The organism is Paraburkholderia sp. AV2, from assembly GCF_054968425.1.
Map to the genome: position 1 here is coordinate 14,334 of NZ_JBANLK010000043.1, position 17,587 is coordinate 31,920.

The 17,587-nt window shown below is 66.0% G+C and carries 15 protein-coding genes; 7 read left to right on the forward strand and 8 right to left on the reverse strand.

Annotation, left to right across the window (positions count from 1 at the left end; genetic code table 11):
• Window positions 1-67 precede the first annotated feature (67 nt).
• The gene (locus V8683_RS24265; RefSeq protein WP_411188237.1) at window positions 68-2,353 is read right to left on the reverse strand and encodes an NADP-dependent malic enzyme; all 2,286 of its coding nucleotides are present in this window, start codon (window positions 2,351-2,353) and stop codon (window positions 68-70) included.
• A 284-nt stretch (window positions 2,354-2,637) separates the two neighbouring features.
• Window positions 2,638-3,885 (reverse strand): MFS transporter, encoded by a 1,248-nt coding sequence (locus V8683_RS24270; protein ID WP_411188236.1) that lies wholly within the window; start codon window positions 3,883-3,885, stop codon window positions 2,638-2,640.
• A 392-nt stretch (window positions 3,886-4,277) separates the two neighbouring features.
• Here V8683_RS24270 and V8683_RS24275 point away from each other — a divergent pair, with 392 nt between their 5' ends.
• Window positions 4,278-4,964 (forward strand): orotate phosphoribosyltransferase, encoded by a 687-nt coding sequence (locus V8683_RS24275; RefSeq protein WP_411188235.1) that lies wholly within the window; start codon window positions 4,278-4,280, stop codon window positions 4,962-4,964.
• A gap of 116 nt (window positions 4,965-5,080) precedes the next feature.
• On the opposite strand, the gene V8683_RS24280 is transcribed toward V8683_RS24275, so the two are convergent.
• The gene (locus V8683_RS24280) at window positions 5,081-5,779 is read right to left on the reverse strand and encodes a response regulator (RefSeq protein WP_411188234.1); all 699 of its coding nucleotides are present in this window, start codon (window positions 5,777-5,779) and stop codon (window positions 5,081-5,083) included.
• Window positions 5,780-6,122: 343 nt separating this feature from the next.
• Here V8683_RS24280 and V8683_RS24285 point away from each other — a divergent pair, with 343 nt between their 5' ends.
• On the forward strand, window positions 6,123-6,671 hold the full coding sequence (locus tag V8683_RS24285; RefSeq protein WP_411190478.1) for a YbhB/YbcL family Raf kinase inhibitor-like protein: 549 nt from the start codon (window positions 6,123-6,125) through the stop codon (window positions 6,669-6,671).
• A 276-nt stretch (window positions 6,672-6,947) separates the two neighbouring features.
• On the forward strand, window positions 6,948-7,895 hold the full coding sequence (gene argC, locus V8683_RS24290) for an N-acetyl-gamma-glutamyl-phosphate reductase (protein WP_411188233.1): 948 nt from the start codon (window positions 6,948-6,950) through the stop codon (window positions 7,893-7,895).
• Between the two features lie 270 nt (window positions 7,896-8,165).
• Here argC and V8683_RS24295 read toward each other — a convergent pair whose 3' ends face one another.
• Both V8683_RS24295 and V8683_RS24300 read right to left on the reverse strand, forming a co-directional pair.
• Entirely contained in the window at window positions 8,166-8,531 is a 366-nt protein-coding gene (locus V8683_RS24295; protein ID WP_411188232.1) for a response regulator, read from the reverse strand.
• Between the two features lie 159 nt (window positions 8,532-8,690).
• Window positions 8,691-9,599, reverse strand: a complete 909-nt coding sequence (locus V8683_RS24300) for a LysR family transcriptional regulator (RefSeq protein WP_411188231.1) — start codon at window positions 9,597-9,599, stop codon at window positions 8,691-8,693.
• A 94-nt stretch (window positions 9,600-9,693) separates the two neighbouring features.
• Between V8683_RS24300 and V8683_RS24305 the strand changes: the two genes are divergently transcribed.
• Entirely contained in the window at window positions 9,694-10,989 is a 1,296-nt protein-coding gene (locus tag V8683_RS24305; RefSeq protein ID WP_411188230.1) for an MFS transporter, read from the forward strand.
• A gap of 38 nt (window positions 10,990-11,027) precedes the next feature.
• Here V8683_RS24305 and V8683_RS24310 read toward each other — a convergent pair whose 3' ends face one another.
• A complete protein-coding gene (locus V8683_RS24310; RefSeq protein ID WP_411188229.1) occupies window positions 11,028-11,900 on the reverse strand; it encodes an NAD(P)-dependent oxidoreductase in 873 nt (290 codons plus the stop codon).
• Between the two features lie 99 nt (window positions 11,901-11,999).
• Here V8683_RS24310 and V8683_RS24315 point away from each other — a divergent pair, with 99 nt between their 5' ends.
• The 3 genes from V8683_RS24315 to V8683_RS24325 all read left to right on the forward strand — a co-directional run bounded on the left by V8683_RS24315 (window position 12,000) and on the right by V8683_RS24325 (window position 14,364).
• On the forward strand, window positions 12,000-12,770 hold the full coding sequence (locus V8683_RS24315) for a Mut7-C RNAse domain-containing protein (protein WP_411188228.1): 771 nt from the start codon (window positions 12,000-12,002) through the stop codon (window positions 12,768-12,770).
• 113 nt (window positions 12,771-12,883) lie between these two features.
• Window positions 12,884-13,168 (forward strand): hypothetical protein, encoded by a 285-nt coding sequence (locus V8683_RS24320; protein ID WP_411188227.1) that lies wholly within the window; start codon window positions 12,884-12,886, stop codon window positions 13,166-13,168.
• A 269-nt stretch (window positions 13,169-13,437) separates the two neighbouring features.
• Window positions 13,438-14,364, forward strand: coding sequence for a DMT family transporter (locus tag V8683_RS24325; protein ID WP_411190477.1), 927 nt, complete (start codon window positions 13,438-13,440; stop codon window positions 14,362-14,364).
• A 391-nt stretch (window positions 14,365-14,755) separates the two neighbouring features.
• On the opposite strand, the gene V8683_RS24330 is transcribed toward V8683_RS24325, so the two are convergent.
• Entirely contained in the window at window positions 14,756-15,508 is a 753-nt protein-coding gene (locus V8683_RS24330; RefSeq protein ID WP_411188226.1) for an SIR2 family NAD-dependent protein deacylase, read from the reverse strand.
• 188 nt (window positions 15,509-15,696) lie between these two features.
• Window positions 15,697-17,517: a glutamine--fructose-6-phosphate transaminase (isomerizing) gene (gene glmS / locus V8683_RS24335; protein ID WP_411188225.1), complete on the reverse strand. Its 1,821-nt coding sequence runs from the start codon at window positions 17,515-17,517 to the stop codon at window positions 15,697-15,699.
• Window positions 17,518-17,587 lie beyond the last annotated feature (70 nt).

Here is a 17,587-nt window from a genome sequence, read left to right on the forward strand (position 1 = left end):
ATTGAGCATCTGAATCGGGGACAACGCCGGCGCGCGTCGCACGCACGCCGGCATTCGCATCACGCGCTCAGCGCGCCGCCGCCTTCGCGTTCGCCGCGTTCGCCGAAGCCACCGCCGTCATGTTGATGATGCGTCGCACGGTTGCTGCCGGCGTGAGGATGTGCACCGGCTTCGCTGCACCCAGCAGGAACGGACCGACCGTCACGCCTTCGCCGCCGATCACTTTCAGCAGGTTGTACGCGATGTTCGCCGCTTCCACGTTCGGCATGATCAGCAGGTTCGCCTCGCCCGCGAGCGTCGTGCCCGGGAACGACTGCTTGCGGATCAACTCCGAAAGCGCCGCGTCGCCGTGCATTTCGCCGTCCACTTCGAGCTGCGGCGCGCGCTGCGCGATCAGCTCGCGCGCCGCCTGCATGCGCTGCGCCGTCGACGAACGCACGCTGCCGAAGTTCGAGCTCGACAGCAGCGCGACCTTCGGCACGATGCCGAACTTCTCGATCTCGCGCGCGGCGAGGATCGTCATGTCGGCGATCTGCTCGGCGCTCGGCACTTCGTTCACGTAGGTGTCGGAGATGAACAGGTTGCGGCCCGGCAGCATCAGCAGGTTCATGGCCGCGTAGTTCTCGGCCTCCTTTGCCTTGCCGAACACCTGCTCGACGAACTTCAGGTGATAGTCGAAGCTGTTGAGCAGGCCGCAGATCATGCCGTCGGCGTCGCCCAGATGCACGAGGATCGCGCCGATCAGCGTGTTGAACTTGCGCATCGACGCCTTCGCGACCTCGGGCGTGATGCCCTGGCGCGCACCCAGGTCATGGTAGGCCTGCCAGCTCTTCTGGAAGCGCGGATCGTCTTCCGGATCGACGATCTCGAAGTCGGTGCCCGGACGCAGCTTCGATCCCATTTTCTTCAGACGCATTTCCACCACCGACGGACGGCCGACGATGATGGGCTTCGCGATCTTCTCGTTGAGCACGAACTGCGCGGCGCGCAGCACGCGCTCGTCCTCGCCCTCCGCGAACACGATGCGCGCGCAGTTGGCCTTCGCCGCCGCGAACACCGGGCGCATCACCATGCCCGAGCGGTAGACGGTCGCGCCAAGCTGCTCGCGGTACGCGTCCATGTCGGCGATCGGGCGCGTGGCGACGCCCGAGTCCATCGCGGCTTGCGCCACGGCCGGCGCGATCTTGATGATGAGACGCGGGTCGAAGGGCTTCGGAATCAGGTATTCCGGGCCGAATTCGAGCGTGTGGCCTTCATAGGCCTTCGCCACTTCGTCGCCCTGGTCGGTTTCCTCGGCGAGTTCCGCGATCGCGCGCACGCACGCGAGCTTCATCTCTTCCGTGATGGTCGTGGCGCCCACGTCCAGCGCGCCGCGGAAGATGAACGGGAAGCACAGCACGTTGTTGACCTGGTTCGGATAGTCCGAACGGCCCGTGGCGATGATCGCGTCCGGGCGCACTTTCTTCGCTTCTTCCGGACGGATTTCCGGTTCCGGGTTCGCCAGCGCGAGGATCAGCGGCGTGTTGGCCATGTCCACGACCATCTCGGGCTTGAGCACGCCGGCGCTCGAACAACCGAGGAACACGTCCGCGCCCTTGATGGCGTCGCCGAGCGTGCGCGCGCCGGTGTTCGCCGCATAGCGCGCCTTCGACGGATCGAGATTGCCGCGGCCTTCGTAGATCACGCCCTTCGAGTCGACGACGAGCGTGTTCTCCTTCTTCAGGCCGAGCTTCACGAGCAGGTCCAGACACGCGATGGCCGCCGCGCCCGCACCCGAGCACACGAGCTTCACGCTGCCCAGTTCCTTGCCCACGACCTTCAGGCCGTTCAGGATCGCCGCGGAGGCGATGATGGCCGTGCCGTGCTGGTCGTCGTGGAAGACGGGGATCTTCATGCGCTCGCGCAGCTTCTGCTCGATGTAGAAGCACTCGGGCGCCTTGATGTCCTCGAGGTTGATACCGCCGAGCGTTGGTTCAAGCATGGCAATGGCGTCGACGAGCTTGTCCGGATCCGACTCGGAAAGCTCGATGTCGAACACGTCGATGCCGGCGAACTTCTTGAAGAGACAGCCCTTGCCTTCCATCACCGGCTTGGCCGCGAGCGGGCCGATATTGCCAAGGCCCAGCACCGCGGTGCCGTTGGTCACGACGCCGACGAGGTTGCCGCGCGACGTGTACTTCTGCGCGTCGAGCGGATCCGCGTGGATCGCTTCGCACGCGGCGGCGACGCCGGGCGAATAGGCGAGCGAGAGGTCGAGCTGGTTCGACAGCGGTTTGGTAGGCGTGACCGAAATCTTGCCGGGCTTGGGATTCTGGTGATACGCCAGCGCGCTTTGCTTCAGTTGTTCATCCATTTTCGGGCCTGCCTGGACGTGAGAGACGTGAGAGGTTTTATGGTCATGAACCCGCCGTCCCGCATGGCACGCTCAGGGCTTCGATTGCGTCAGGCCTGTGGCCGGACCCGCGGCGAAGCCACCTCTTGCGGCCGGCGAAGCGGCGAGGGCGAATTGGCGGGGGGAACTAGTGTACACCCCGGGCACAGCGCAGGAACTCGGGGTGAGGACTGATACCCGGGATAGCGCGGACATGAACTGTCCACGGGTGAAACGGCGGAATGGAGAGGGGTCTGTGGGGGCCGCTACTCCAGAGCGGCGCCGCGCCGTTCCGGGATCAGGAACAGCGTCGCGAGTATGTCGAGCAGGTAGATCGAGGCCAGCATCGCGAGCGCCGCGCCGAACGAAAACCGCGCCGCCAGCGCGCCGACGGCCAGCGGCCCGAAGCCGCCCACGGCCCGCCCGATGTTGAAGAGCACGTTCTGGGCGGTGGCGCGCGCAGCCGTGGGATAAAGCTCGGAGATGAGCGCGCCGTACCCGCCAATCATGCCGTTCACGAACACGCCCATGGCCGCGCCGCCCACGAGCAGCGCGATCGGCGTCGCGAGATGCGCGTAGGCGAACACCATCGCGACGGCCCCGGCCTGATAGAACAGGAATGCGGGCTTGCGCCCGAAACGGTCGGCGGCAAGGCCGAAGAGCCAGATACCGAGCGCCATGCCGGCGACGGTCGCCGCCGTCCAGAGCCCGGACTTCGTCAGCGAGTAGCCGAAGGACCGCGACAGATAGGCGGGCAGCCAGATCATGAGCCCGTAATAGCCGAAATTCTGCACCGAACAGAGAACGACGACACCCAGGCTCGCACGCGCGGTGCGAGCGTCGGCCACGAGCAGGCGCAGCGCGCCGGGACGCTCGCCCCGTACCGCCTGCTCCACGCGCGACGCATGGGCGACGAAGAGTGCCGGCTCCTCCACGCGGCGGCGCACCACGAACGACACGACAGCCGGCAGGAGACCGAGCGCGAACATGCCGCGCCAGCCGATCACGGGCAAGAGCCACGGCGTAAGGAGCGCGGCGGCGAGCACGCCGAGCTGCCAGCCGAGCCCGACATACGACGACGCCCGCGCGCGCAGATGCGCCGGCCACGCCTCGGCGACGAGCGCCATGCCAATGCCGAACTCGCCGCCCAGACCGATACCGGCGATCGTCCGGTAGACGAGCAGATCCGCATAGCCGCGCGCAAGCGCACAAAGGCCAGTAAAGACGGCGAACAGCAGGATCGTCCAGGTAAGAACGCGCACGCGGCCGTAGCGGTCGGCGAGAAGCCCGAACGCGATGCCGCCGGCCACGGCGCCGACGAGCGTCCACGTGACGAGCGAGCCGGCCTGGGCGGTGGAGAGATGCAGCTCGGCGCTGATGGCCGGCAGCATGAAGCCGAGCATGAGCAGATCGAAGCCGTCCATCGCATAGCCGAGCACGGAAGCGACGAGCGCGCGCAAGGCGTGGCCGCGCGTCGTTTCGACGGAGGCAGCGGGAGGAGAAACGACGGTCATGGAGACTTCCTGTACAAGCCGGGTGTCGGGTATCGGGTGTCCGCCCGGATAAACCCGCGAGAGTGTAATGGTGAGCTCGCGCGGTCACAACCGTGAAAGAAAAGCGCGAAAGCCACATCGGCCGAGAAATGATCGATCCCCCAAATACCGCCCGGACCGCGTTACACGTTGCGCGAACCAGCCCCACCAGCCAACTCGTCTCAAAAGTTCAAGTCGGGTAAAATACCGGCCTACGCGCGCAAGAGAAGCCGTCCGAACCGAGCGGGTGAATACTGCCCCGCGCCTTCGGGCCGCGCACGCCAGAGACCCCAGCGGTACTGCCGGGTCCGCCGTGCCAGCGCCACCGGGCTTGACGCCCACCCTCCCTCGCTCTCATATCCAAGGATTCGCCCATGACAGGCTACGATCGCCAGACGATCTCGGACACGACCGCCAAGATGCTGCTCGAAGTGAAGGCCGTGCACTTCAACGCCGAAAAGCCCTTCATCTTCACCTCCGGCTGGGCGAGCCCGGTCTACATCGACTGCCGCAAGCTGATTTCGTATCCGCGCGTGCGCCGCGGCCTGATGGAAATGGCCGAAGCCACGATCCTGCGCGACGTCGGCTACGAGCAGATCGACGCCGTGGCCGGCGGCGAAACCGCGGGCATTCCGTTCGCCGCATGGCTCTCGGACCGCCTGATGGTGCCGATGCAGTACGTGCGCAAGAAGCCGAAGGGTTTCGGCCGCAACGCGCAGATCGAGGGTCTCCTCACCGAAGGCCAGCGCGTGCTGCTCGTCGAGGATCTGACCACCGACAGCCGCAGCAAGATCAACTTCATCAACGCGCTGCGCACGGCCGGCGCGACGGTGAACCACTGCTTCGTGCTGTTCCACTACAACATCTTCAAGGAGAGCGTGTCGGTCCTCAAGGACATCGACGTGGACCTGCATGCGCTCGCCACGTGGTGGGACGTGCTGCGCGTCGCGAAGGCGTCGGGCTACTTCGAAGCGAAGACGCTCGACGAAGTCGAGAAATTCCTGCACGCTCCGGCCGAATGGTCCGCGGCGCATGGCGGCGCAACGGCGGCACCGCAGTAAGTACGCAACGCCAGGCATCGCGCCCAAGCAACAGGCCATCTGCCCGCCGGGCGATGGCCTTTTTTCATGGGCGCCGCCGGCGCCACGGGCGTGTTACCGGGCGGCGCAACGCTGCGTCAATGCGAAGCTTCGACACCGTGGTGCGTGTCTGGCACATGCGAAGAGAGGTTCAGCAAGCCATTGCTCTGCGCGTACTGAAACAGCTCCGAGTCGCGGTCGAGCCCGAGCTTGCGCATGGCCGTGTTCTTTTGCGTGCTGATGGTCTTGATGCTGCGGTTGAGCTTTTCCGAGATCTCCTTGATGGTCATGCCCGACACGAAAAGCCGCACGACCTCCAGTTCGCGCCTCGACAAGAGCACTTCGTCGGTCTTGCCGCCGCTGTTCAGGCGCAGCGATTCGAGCGCCGCCCTCACCTGCGGGCTCATGTATTCGATGCCGCGGCTCACCTGTTGCACCGCGAGGCCAATGTGGCCCAGGTCGTCGGACTTGTGAACGACGGCGATCACGCCCAGCTCTCCGAGTCGTTTGAGCAGGGCGGCATTCTCGAGCATCGTCAAGACGACGATGGGAATATCGGGAAAATTGCGGCGCAAATAACCGATCAGCGGCAAGCCGTCGCCAAACTGCCCGCCGGGCATGGCGAGGTCGGTCACGAGCACGTCGCACGGAGTCGTCAGCAGCGCCTTGATCAGCTCGGTGGACTGGCGTGCGCGCGCGACGACCTGGACACCCGGAAATTTGAGGAGCGCTTGTTCCGCGCCGAACAAGATAACAGGATGATCGTCCGCGACTACGATCCTGATTGGCTGCTGCATTCACCCTCCTCTCGGCAGGCCTGTGCTCCTTTCGGGCAAGCCTGCTTGTTTTGTTCTGGCGTACCCTCACGGACATGCAGCAGGCCTCTGCCCGACACTGCCCGCGATCCTCACCGGCAGACGAGGGCGCACGCGACTATAGCCGATGTCCTCTACCCCACAACGACCGATGTGGCGAAGCCTCGCCCTGAAATGCCGCTATATTTGATCGAGTTCAATTCGGAGCACAATTCGAATCGGCCTCGCAGGAAATGCCTGGACGGCTCGAAAAAATACAGGAAACCATCCGATGGCTTGCCCGTATGTCGCGATCACGGTCCCGCTCGCCCGTCGCCGGCATGGCATGGCGCGCGGTTTGGTCCTGCTCGTCGCTGCCCTGCATACCGCCGGCATGGCGCATGCCGAAGGTGCGTTTTCGGTTTCCAGCACAACCTTCGGGAACGGCGGCAGTGTCGCCACCGCGCAAGTCTTCAACGCGGAAGGCTGTGAAGGCGGTAACCGCTCGCCGCAGCTCTCGTGGCGCAATGCGCCCGAAGGCACACGCAGTTTCGCAATCACGATGTTCGACCCCGACGCTCCGGGCCGCGGCTGGTGGCATTGGGCCGTCGCGAACCTCCCGGCCCGCGTGAAGGCCTTGCCGGAAAACGCGAGCGGGTCCGGCGCATTGGCGAAGCTCGGCGCAGTGGAAGCGCGCAACGATTTCAACACCGGCGGCTATGGCGGTCCCTGCCCGCCGCCCGGCAAGCCGCACCGGTACGTGATCACGGTCTACGCCATCGGCACCGACAAAATAGCGGGGCTCGAACAGGGACGTCCGGCTGAGATGTTCGATCACGAGATAGACGGCGCTGCGCTCGGCCGCGCGCAGCTCACCGTCAGCTACGGCCGCTGAGCATGACGACGCGGGCCGGGCCAGGCTGCCCGCCAGCAAAAACGCCACCGCATAACCGTCACACGACGGCCGCATCATCTCGTTGCGGGCTCCGGCAAAGCCGTGAGCCGCGGCGGTTCCCGCCCGTACGGGTTACTCCCGATTTTTTTTCCCGCCGGCACGCACGGTGGCGCGTCCGAAGTCTTAGAATAACGTTCCGGCGCTGGGCGGATCCCCCGTTGTCCACGCGCGCCCCGGGCCCATTTAACTGCGCACCCCGCGTTCAGAGAGATCGAGATGAGCACGAAAGTTTTTGTCGACGGACAGGAAGGCACGACCGGCCTGAAGATTTTCGAATACCTGTCAGCGCGCGCCGACGTCGAAATCCTGCGGATCGACGAAGCGAAGCGCAAGGACGTCGAAGAACGCCGCCGTCTCATCAACGCCTCCGACGTGACGTTCCTCTGCCTGCCGGATGTCGCCTCGCGCGAATCGGCTTCGCTGGTGGAGAACGACCGCACCGTGCTGATCGACGCGAGCACGGCGTTCCGCACGAGCTCCGACTGGGCCTACGGCCTGCCCGAACTCACCCGCCAGCAGCGCGAGCGCGTGCGCACGTCGAAGCGCATTGCGGTGCCGGGCTGCCACGCGTCGGCATTCGTGCTGGCGATGCGTCCGCTCGTCGAGGCCGGCCTCGTCGGTCCCGATTTCGCGGCGCACGCCTACTCGCTGACCGGCTACAGCGGCGGCGGCAAAAAAATGATTGCGGAGTACGAAGCAGGCGGCAACCCGAAGCTGATGAGCCCGCGCCCCTACGCGCTCGGCCTCACGCACAAGCACCTGCCGGAGATGAAGTCGCACGGCGGACTTTCGTCCACGCCCGTGTTCACGCCGGTAGTCGGCCCGTTCTACAAGGGCCTCGCGGTCACGACCTACTTCTCGCCGAAGCAGCTCACGCGCGGCGCGAAGCCCGAGGACGTGCTGGCGCTTTACGCCGAGTACTACGCGGGTGAGGCGTTCGTGCGCGTGGCGCTGTTCAACGCCGAGGAAAACCTCGATGGCGGCGCCTTCGACGTTCAGGCGAACAACGACACGAACCGGGTGGATCTCTTCGTGTTCGGCAACGACGAGCAATTCGTGACGGTCGCGCGCCTCGACAACCTCGGCAAGGGCGCTTCGGGCGCGGCGATCCAGTGTATGAATCTCGCGGTAGGCGCAGCGGAAGACGCCGGCCTCAAGGGATGAGCGACACGCCACCGCTCGCCTGATGCGGCGGGCACCACGCAAAACCGGAGCCTCGCGCTCCGGTTTTTTTATGCCTGTCTCGGCCTGGCGCGCAAAGCAAGCAAAATGCAGGGACGAAAAAAAGCCCGCCAAAGAGGCGGGCTTAATCCATATCAGAGGAGACATGGAGGAGACAGAAACAAGTATAGCCGCCTAGGTGATGCAATGCAACATGTAAAGTAGTACGCACCCTAGTACGCCCCGTATTTGTTGTAAATTTACAACATTCGTCTAGCTGCCGATCATCGAAAGAATAAAGGTCAGCTGATCGAGCCCCACCGGGCGCACCAGATGCACGTCGAAGCCCACTGCGAGCGCCTCGTCGCGGTGGCGCGAGTCGGGCCATCCGGTCAGCGCGATCAAAAGCGGCGCGCAGGCACCACAGGCGTCGCGAAGGCGCCGTACGAGGGTTGCCGGCTCCTCCTCCAGCAAGGAAAGCGCGACGATGACCACGTCGGGCGTGAAGCGCGCGGCAGCCAGCAGCGTATCGTCGAGCGTGCGCGCGGCATAGGTCGCGTAGCCGAGATCGGTCAACAACGTACCTAGCTCCGTCAGCGATTGTTCGTCGTTGTCGGCGATCAGGATGCGCTTGTCCATCCCCCGTCTCCCATCCCATGCAGAACTGTCGCGCTCTGTGTCTTTGTCATGCCGGCCTGTTCAGGCCGTCCGGCGCGGCGCCCAACGCCTCCACTATGGTCATTGTGGCCGCCCGCTTCGATGCGCATCGTGCGTCAACGCGCAGTCATATGAGGATTGTTACGTCGGCACCCCGGTCGCCGCCAGCACTTCGACGAGCGAATCGCGCAATAGCGCGACGGCCCGCACAAGCCGCCCCGGCAGCGCATGATGCACGAGCCAGGCGTCGACGCCGGTATCGAAATCGACCACGTCGATCGCCTGCAGCGCATCGCGAAACGGACTGCGCGCCAGCACGTGCGGCGACACGATGCCGATGCCGAGCTGGCGCGCCACGAGCGAAAGCTGCAGATCGGAACCGAATGCCTCGACGGCCACGTTGAACGGCAGCCCGGCCCGCGCGAGCGAGCGCGAGAGCGCCGAGCGCATGCCGCAGCCGTCCTGGTTGAGCACCCACGGATGCAACGCCAGATCTTCCAGCGTGACCGGATCGCTGGGCAAACCCAGCGCGCGCGACGCGACCACCGTTGTCGGCATGAAGGCGAGGCGTGTGCGTTCGAGCGATTCCGGCAGCGCGCTGTCGCCCGGCATCAGCACGACGGCGGTGTCGATTTCGGCCCGCTCGACCGACTGCAGCAATCCCGGCGACCAGCCCGCCGTCACGCGCAGCGTGAGCTTCGCAAAAGCGCCGCGCAGGCGGTCGAGCGGCTGTTCGAGCGCGAGGTCGGAGAGAAACGGCGGCACGCCGATGCGCAGTTCGCCGGCCGGCTCGCTTTCGGGCGACGCGACGGCCAGCAGTTCGTCCACGGCACCCAGCACGTTGCGCGCGAGACGGTACACCTCGCGGCCTGCGGCGGTGGGCTTGAGCGGCTTGGCCTGGCGGTCGAGCAGCGCGAGACCCAGCGTGCTTTCCAGACTCTGGACGCGGCGCGTCAGCCCGGGCTGGGTGAGATGAAGCCTTTCGGCGGCGCCGACAATCGAGCCGCTTTCCACCACAGCCACGAAGGCTTGCAGATCACGCGTGTTCAAAACAATCTCGCATAATTAATATCAAGATATTTCAATTGTCGCATAACCTTCCGGCTTCTAGGATAGGCGAAACCGTCTCATCCGGAGCGCCAACATGACTCGCCTCGCCGAGCTTTCGTCCCCTTCCTGTGCCGTCGTCGCCACCGACAAACCGCACGCCGATCAGCAAGACGAACTCCACGCCGGCCAGCTGACCACGGCGATGACGCTGTTCTTCAGCGCGACCGTGGGCTTCATCGTCATCAATCTGTTCGCCGCGCAGCCGCTCACCGGGCCTATCGCCGCTTCGCTGCAGGTCCCGCACGCACTGACCGGCCTGATCTCGATGCTGCCGCAGCTCGGCTATGCCGCCGGCCTCGTCCTGCTCGTTCCGCTGTCCGATCTGATCGAGAACCGCCGCCTGATCGTGCGCACGCTCCTCGCCTGTGCCGCACTGCTCGCCGTGCCGCTTTTCGCGCATTCCGCCTGGGCGTGCCTCGCCGCGCTATTTCTCGCAGGCGCCACGTCCAGCGTGATCCAGATGCTCGTGCCGATGGCCGCCTCGATGGCGCCGGAAGCGCAGCGCGGCCGCGCGGTCGGCAATGTCATGAGCGGGCTCATGCTCGGCATCCTGCTTTCGCGGCCGCTCGCGAGCTTGATCGCCGGATCGATGGGCTGGCGTGCGTTTTACGGTGCGGCCGCACTCATCGACGCGCTGCTCGCCGCCGTGCTCGCGCTGCGCCTGCCGCTGCGCACGCCGCACGCCCATACGCGTTATACCGGGTTGCTGCGCTCGCTCTGGACGCTGCTCGCCACCGAGCCCGTCCTGCAACGGCGCGCGATCTCGGCCGGCCTCGCGATGGGCGCGTTCAGCGTGTTCTGGGCGTCGATTGGCCTGCGGCTTGCCCAGGCGCCGTTCGGCTTCGGCCTGCACGGTGTGGCGCTGTTCGCGCTCGCCGGCGCGAGCGGCGCCATTGTCACGCCGCTCGCCGGGCGGGCCGGCGACCACGGGCACGGTCGCGCCGCCCTGTGCCTCGCGCATCTGCTGATGCTGGCTGCGCTCGTGCTGGTCGCCGTGGCCGGAGCGGGCGGATTCGGATTTTCGCCCCATGCGCACCCGCGCCTCGCGCTCGCCGCGCTCGTGATCGGCGGCGCAGCGCTCGACGCCGGCGTCGTGATCGATCAAACGCTGGGCCGGCGCGCCGTCAATCTCATGAATCCCGCCGCGCGCGGGCGGCTGAACGGATTGTTCGTCGGTGTGTTTTTCGTTGGCGGCGCGCTGGGCGCCGCGCTTTCAGGCGTCGGCTGGGCCCTCGCGCAATGGCCCGGCGTGTGCGCCGTGGGCGCGGCGTTTGCCGGGGGGGCGTTCCTGTATGGCATCGTGGGGCGAACCAACCGGGTCGGGACGTAGCGGCATGCTCAATACCGCTCAGCGCCAGACGGCGGGCCTCACGCCCGCCCTGCGCGCCGCGCCGCCACCTTACCGAGCACCGCAAAGTCGCGCTCCCCGTCGCCGTGTGCAACGGCTTCGATCAAGCTGTCACGCACGACGCTCGCCACCGGCATCGGCGTGGACACCGCATCCGCCGCCGCCAGCGCGAGCCGGACGTCCTTGAGACCGAGTCGGGCCTTGAACATCGCGGGCTCGTAACGATCCTCCGCAATCATGGCTCCGTAGCCCGCGTAAACCGGTCCCGGAAACGGGCCGCCCGTAATCATGTCGAGAAAGTCGCGCATCGCCACGCCATGCCCCGCGAGCAGGGCCGCCGCCTCGCCGAGCGTCTCCACCGCAGCCCCCAGCATGAAGTTCGCCGCGAGCTTCATCACGTTCGCCTGCTGCGGCAGCGAGCCGATGCGGCAGGTCCTCTGCCCCACGGCGTCGAAGAGCGGCTGCACGCGGTCGACCGCCTCGGCGTCGCCGGCCGCGATGATCGTCAGCTTTGCCGCCCTCGCGACGTCGGGGCGGCCCATCACCGGCGCCGCCACGTAACGCAACCCCCGCTCGGCATGCTCGCGCGCCAGCTCCCCGGCCAGCGCGACGGAAATCGTCGCCATGTTGACGTGTACGAGACCGCGCGGCGCCGCGTCCAGCAACGCCGCGCCGAACACCTCGCGCAGCGCCGCGTCGTCGGCGAGCATCGAAAAAGCAGCGTCGCCCGAAAAAGCCTCGGCCGGCGTGGCGACGATCTGCGCGCCCGCCTCGGCGAGCGGCCGCGCGCGCTCCGGCGTGCGGTTCCAGACTCGCACCCGGTGCCCCGCCTTCAGCAGATTCGCGACGATCGCGCTGCCCATTTCACCAAGACCGATGAATCCGATATCCATTACATCCTCCTTCATGTTGGGAACGCGCAAGTAAAGCATAGGCGTCCGCGCGCTGCAGACGGCCGCCCGGACGCCGATGGTCGGTGCGATACTCACCGCATGGTCACCGCCACCTTTCGCTTCTACGAGGAGCTGAACGATTTCCTTGCGCGGCCGCTGCGCCAGCGCTCGTTCAGTTGGCAGTGCGCGCGCGCCGCCTCGGCCAAGCACATGATCGAGGCGCTTGGCGTACCGCATACCGAAGTGGAGCTGATCCTCGTGAACGGCGAATCCGTGGGCTTCGACCATCCGCTCGCCGATGGCGACCGCGTTGCCGTCTACCCGAAGTTCGAGGCGTTCGACATCCGTCCGTTGCTGCGCGTGCGGGCCGCGCCGCTGCGCGAACCGTCCTTCGTCGCCGACGCGCATCTGGGCGGTCTGGCCCAATTGCTGCGGCTGGCGGGCTTCGACACGCTGTACGACAACAACTACCCCGACGACGAGATCGAGGCGCTGGCCGCCGCGCAACATCGCATCGTCCTCACCCGCGACCGCGAACTGCTCAAGCGCCGCACGATCACGCACGGCTGCTACGTGCGCGCGCTCAAGCCCCAGATACAGTTGCGCGAGATCTTCGAGCGGCTCGACCTTGCCGCCAGCGCGCGCCCATTCCGGCTCTGCCTGTCGTGCAACGCGCCGCTGCATGCCATCGATCGCGACGAGGCCCGCGAGCGCGTGCCGGAGGGCGTATTCGAGCGCCAGACGCGCTTCGTCACCTGCGACGTCTGCCGGCGCGTGTTCTGGGAAGGTTCGCACTGGCGGCGCATGCGCGCACTGATGGACGGCCTCGCGGCTGACGGACACGCCGCGTCCGTCGTTTCCCGCCCCTGACTTGCCCCTGATTTGCCGACATCCTTGGGCGGCGACGGCAATGAACATAGCGATGGACGCTGTCGCGCGAATGCGTACAATGCGCGCCACTGCCCAATACCGGAGCCGCAAACATGGCGATGAAGAAAACCGACCTTGAGAAGAACAAGGCGCTGAAACTGATGCAATCGACGAAGCAGGCGGGGCCCGATCGCTTCGGCAAGGGCTCGGCGCCGGCCGAGCTGGACCGCCGCGAGCGCCGCAAGCTCGACCAGGCGCAAGGGCTTGTGCCGTTCGCCTGCAAGCTCAACGCCGATCTGGTCGCGCAGTTGAAGTCGCGTGCCGAGAGCCATCCGGGCGGCCTGAACGGGCTGCTGACCGAGCTGCTGGAAGCAGGCCTCGCGCACGACGCGTCCTGAGCGTCATCGCAGCAATCCGGTCGCGCCGGCAAGACGCGGCTGCGAAAAAAGCCAGAGCGTTGCTCTGGCTTTTTTTTGCGCGATGCCTGGCGGAAGACAATTGGCTTTCAGTTCGGATACGATCTGGATTCGTCTTCCCGGCAAATCGCATACGGACCGTTGCTCCCGCCACCGGGAGCGGTCCCGCAGCCGTCTTCGCAGAACGAGAAACCCGCTTGAAATCCCGCCTGAAATCCGCTTCCCGCCAACACCTGCGCGCCAACCTGCTCATGCTGGCCGCCGCCATGATCTGGGGCTCGGCGTTCGTCGCCCAGCGACTGAGCCTCGACGCCATCGGACCATTCCTCTTCACCGGTCTGCGCTTTCTGCTGGGCGCCGCCGTCGTGTCGGCGCTCGTGCTCGCGCAGCGCCGCACCACGGCGCGACGCACCATGACCGCGCCGCCAGCGCTCTTCGATGCCCGGTTGCTGCGTTCGGGCTGCCTGCTCGGGCTCATGCTGGCCGTGGCCATCTCGCTCCAGCAGATCGGCCTGCGCTATACGAAGATCGCCAATGCCGGCTTCATCAGCTCGCTCTATGTCGTGATCGTGCCGCTGCTGGGCGTGCTGCTGCGTCATCGCACCGGCCCCGGCACCTGGATCGGCGCCGGGCTGGCCGCAGTCGGGCTCTATTTCCTGAGCATCAACGATCACTTTTCGGTGATGTATGGCGACTCGTACCAGCTTGGCTGCGCGATCATCATTTCGATTCAGGTGATGCTCGTGGGCCACTACGCGCCGCGTCACGATCCGCTCGTGCTTTCCGTCGTGCAGTTCGTGGCCTGCGGTGCGGCCTGCCTGCTCGTCGGCCTCGCCTGCGAACCGCTCCCGCTCGCGAGCCTCGTACGCGCCGCGCCGGCCATCCTCTACGGCGGCGCGCTTTCCGTGGGCGTCGGCTACACGATCCAGGTCGTCGCGCAGCGCGACGCCGCACCCGCCCACGCGGCGGTGATCTTCAGCATGGAAGGCGTATTCGCGGCCCTCGCGGGATGGATCGCGCTCGGCGAAACGCTCACGTCGCGTGCACTCGCAGGCTGTGCGCTGATGCTGACCGGTCTGCTCGTCTGCCAGTTGCTGCCGTCCCGCCAGCCCGAAACTGACAAAGAAGCGCACGAGAAGCACCCGGCAACGCAACCGCAGCCGGCGGAACCGGCCTGATCGTCCGCAGGTTCGTAACGCACGCATCGACCGTCGCGCACGGGCGGATCAGGCGGGGTTATCCACGGCACCTTCTGGACAAGCTGGGGATGACCTGGCGAACGTCCTGTGGAGGACTTCTTGATAACTGCCGCACTCACGAGAGATGCCCAAAAGTTATCCCTGAAGCCCGCGCGACATTCAGAGTTTGTCCGCATGGCTATTCGTTCGGCATCGTTTTGAACCGGCAGGTATTTCGGACGTTGTCCACAGTAAATGCCCCGCTTTGTTAACTGTTACTACGTATACATATAGATGGGTATACAAACCCATAACGCGCGCGGCATTGGCTGCGTGCCTGTGCTGCACACCTGCGCAGCGTCGATGAAGAAGAAACCCCGGGCTGTTCGTTCTAGCCGCCCGCCATCATGCGCTCGACGGTATCGGCAAGGTTGCGCAGGCCGAGCGTGGCCGGATTGCGCTCCACCACGCCAAAGCATTCCGTCCGGCGCGGCGCCGGGTCGACGACGAAATTGCGCGGGTGCTCGCCAAGCCGTTCGCGCGGCAATAGCCGCTCGGGTGGAATCACCTCGAACGCGGTGCCCACGGCGATGAACAGGTCGTCGGGCGTCATGGCCTCCTGGATGCGCCAAAGCGTCTCGTATTCGGGCGCGGCTTCATTGAAGAACACCACGCCGGGCTTCACGCCCTCGACTTCGCCACACGCCGGACAGGCCGCCTTCGGATCCAGCCCCGGGCCGCTCGCCGGGAAACGATAGTCGCAGTCGGTGCAAAGCAGCGAGATCATGTCGCCGTGCAGGTGCGTGACCTGGCGCGCGCCCGCCTGCTCCAATAGGTTGTCGATGTTCTGCGTGACGAGATGCACGCGCTCCGTGCCCCAGGTGTCCTGCCATTGGGCGAGCAGCCGGTGCGCGTCGTTGGGACGCGCGCCCGCGCATTCGCTGATGCGCTGGTTGTAGAAGCGGAATACCGCCGGCCGGTTACGACGCCACGTCAGGTAGTTGCACACCTCGTCGAGGTTGGCGTGCGACCAGATGCCATCGCCCGTGCGGAACGTGGAAATGCCGCTCTCCGCGGAAAGTCCCGCTCCGGAAAACACATACAGGCGCGGCGCCCGTTCTCGCTGCTGTTCGGCCAATTTCATCTCCTTGCCTGATCGGCGCCATTATGATGCCGCCTCGCGCCTCGCGCCTCGCGCCTCGCGCCTCGGGCAGCCTTCGCACGCGGCGCTACACCCTGAGGCAACCCAGAAACACGAAGGGCGCTGAAGACTGCTTCAGCGCCCTTTCTGGCTACCACCTATCGACACTCATCGCCGACCAAGAACCCAACTCACTCCACCGTCACCGACTTCGCGAGGTTACGCGGCTTGTCCACGTCGGTGCCCCGCGCACAGGCCGTGTGATACGCGAGCATCTGCAGCGGCACGACATGCAGGATCGGCGAGAGCAGCCCATAGTGCTCCGGCATGCGGATCACGTGAATGCCGTCTTCGCTCGTGATGTGCGTGTCGGCATCGGCGAACACATAGAGCTGGCCGCCGCGCGCGCGCACTTCCTGCATGTTCGACTTGAGTTTCTCGAGCAGCGTGTCGTTCGGCGCCACCGTCACCACCGGCATGGCCTCCGTCACGAGCGCAAGCGGCCCGTGCTTGAGCTCGCCGGCCGGATAGGCCTCCGCGTGGATGTACGAGATTTCCTTGAGCTTGAGCGCGCCTTCCAGGGCGATCGGATAGTGCAGCCCGCGGCCGAGGAACAGCGCATTCTCCTTGCGCGCGAATTCCTCCGACCACGCGATGATCTGCGGCTCCAGCGCGAGCACGCCGTTGAGCGCGGCCGGCAGATGGCGCAGCAGCTTGAGGTACTGCGCTTCCTGCTCGGCGCTCACATGGCCGCGCAGCTTGCCGAGCGTCACCGCGAGAATGAACAGGCCCACGAGCTGCGTCGTGAACGCCTTCGTCGAAGCCACGCCGATCTCGCGGCCCGCGTGCGTAAGGAAGCTGAATTCGGTGAGGCGCACCATCGCGCTCGTGGCCACGTTGCACACCGCGAGCGTGTGCTGCATGCCCAGCGACTGCGCGTGCTTGAGCGCGGCGAGCGTGTCGGCGGTTTCGCCCGACTGAGAAATTGTCACGACGAGCGCGCGCGGATTGGGCACCGACTCGCGGTAGCGGTACTCGCTCGCGATCTCGACCTCGGTGCGGATTTTCGCCACCGACTCCAGCCAGTATTTGGCCGTGAGGCCCGAGTAATAGCTCGTGCCGCACGCGAGGATCAGGATGCTGTCGATGCCTTGGAACACCTCGCGCGCGTTCTCGCCGAACAGTTCCGGTTCGAACGACTCAGCGGCCGGAATGGTGTCGCCGATGGCACGCGGCTGCTCGAAAATTTCCTTCTGCATGTAGTGGCGATACGGGCCGAGCTCGACGGCGGCGCCGTAAGCCTGCACCTCGCGCGCCTCGCGCATCACGATATGGCCTTCGCGGTCGGCAATGCGCACGCCTTCGAGCGTGATCTCGCAAACGTCGCCCTCTTCCAGATAGCTGATGCGGTTCGCGCTGCCGGCAATGGCGAGCGCGTCCGAGGCGATGAAATTCTCGCCCGCCTCGCCGTAGCCCACCACGAGCGGCGAGCCCGCGCGCGCGCCCACCACGGTATGCGGCTGGTCCTTGTGCACGACGCCGATCGCATAGGCGCCCGCAAGCTGCCGCACGGCCTCGCGCACGGCGGCGAACAGATCGCCCTTGTAGAGGCTGTGGATCAGATGCGCGATCACCTCGGTGTCGGTCTGCGTGATGAACTCGTAGCCCTTCGCGCGCAGCGCCTCGCGCAACACTTCGTAGTTCTCGATGATGCCGTTGTGCACGAGCGCCAGCGCTTCGTGCGAGAAGATCGGGTGCGCGTTGTTCACGGTCGGCGCGCCGTGCGTGGCCCAGCGCGTGTGGGCAATGCCGGTCACGCCTTCGAAGCGCGCTTCGCGCACCTGCTCGTCGAGCTCGGCCACGCGTGCGACGCTGCGCACGCGCTGAGGTCCGGCCGACGTGACGATCGCCACGCCGCACGAATCGTAGCCGCGATATTCGAGGCGCCGCAGTCCTTCGATCAGAACGGGCACGATGTTACGTTGCGCTACTGCACCGACGATGCCGCACATGGATTTCGATCCTTTGCAAAGAGAGGCTGTACGGTTGCGCTGCGATGGCGCGCTACCGGCTGCTGCAATT

Excerpts from the sequence above, each read along its gene's own strand:
- argC (WP_411188233.1), top strand. The coding sequence starts at position 6,948 with ATGAGCACGAAAGTTTTTGTCGACGGACAGGAAGGCACGACCGGCCTG.
- V8683_RS24330 (WP_411188226.1), bottom strand. The coding sequence starts at position 15,508 with ATGAAATTGGCCGAACAGCAGCGAGAACGGGCGCCGCGCCTGTATGTG.
- glmS (WP_411188225.1), bottom strand. The coding sequence starts at position 17,517 with ATGTGCGGCATCGTCGGTGCAGTAGCGCAACGTAACATCGTGCCCGTT.
- V8683_RS24315 (WP_411188228.1), top strand. The coding sequence starts at position 12,000 with ATGGTCACCGCCACCTTTCGCTTCTACGAGGAGCTGAACGATTTCCTT.
- V8683_RS24285 (WP_411190478.1), top strand. The coding sequence starts at position 6,123 with ATGGCGCGCGGTTTGGTCCTGCTCGTCGCTGCCCTGCATACCGCCGGC.
- V8683_RS24320 (WP_411188227.1), top strand. The coding sequence starts at position 12,884 with ATGGCGATGAAGAAAACCGACCTTGAGAAGAACAAGGCGCTGAAACTG.
- V8683_RS24295 (WP_411188232.1), bottom strand. The coding sequence starts at position 8,531 with ATGGACAAGCGCATCCTGATCGCCGACAACGACGAACAATCGCTGACG.
- V8683_RS24270 (WP_411188236.1), bottom strand. The coding sequence starts at position 3,885 with ATGACCGTCGTTTCTCCTCCCGCTGCCTCCGTCGAAACGACGCGCGGC.
- V8683_RS24310 (WP_411188229.1), bottom strand. The coding sequence starts at position 11,900 with ATGGATATCGGATTCATCGGTCTTGGTGAAATGGGCAGCGCGATCGTC.
- V8683_RS24325 (WP_411190477.1), top strand. The coding sequence starts at position 13,438 with ATGCTGGCCGCCGCCATGATCTGGGGCTCGGCGTTCGTCGCCCAGCGA.
- V8683_RS24275 (WP_411188235.1), top strand. The coding sequence starts at position 4,278 with ATGACAGGCTACGATCGCCAGACGATCTCGGACACGACCGCCAAGATG.
- V8683_RS24265 (WP_411188237.1), bottom strand. The coding sequence starts at position 2,353 with ATGGATGAACAACTGAAGCAAAGCGCGCTGGCGTATCACCAGAATCCC.
- V8683_RS24280 (WP_411188234.1), bottom strand. The coding sequence starts at position 5,779 with ATGCAGCAGCCAATCAGGATCGTAGTCGCGGACGATCATCCTGTTATC.
- V8683_RS24305 (WP_411188230.1), top strand. The coding sequence starts at position 9,694 with ATGACTCGCCTCGCCGAGCTTTCGTCCCCTTCCTGTGCCGTCGTCGCC.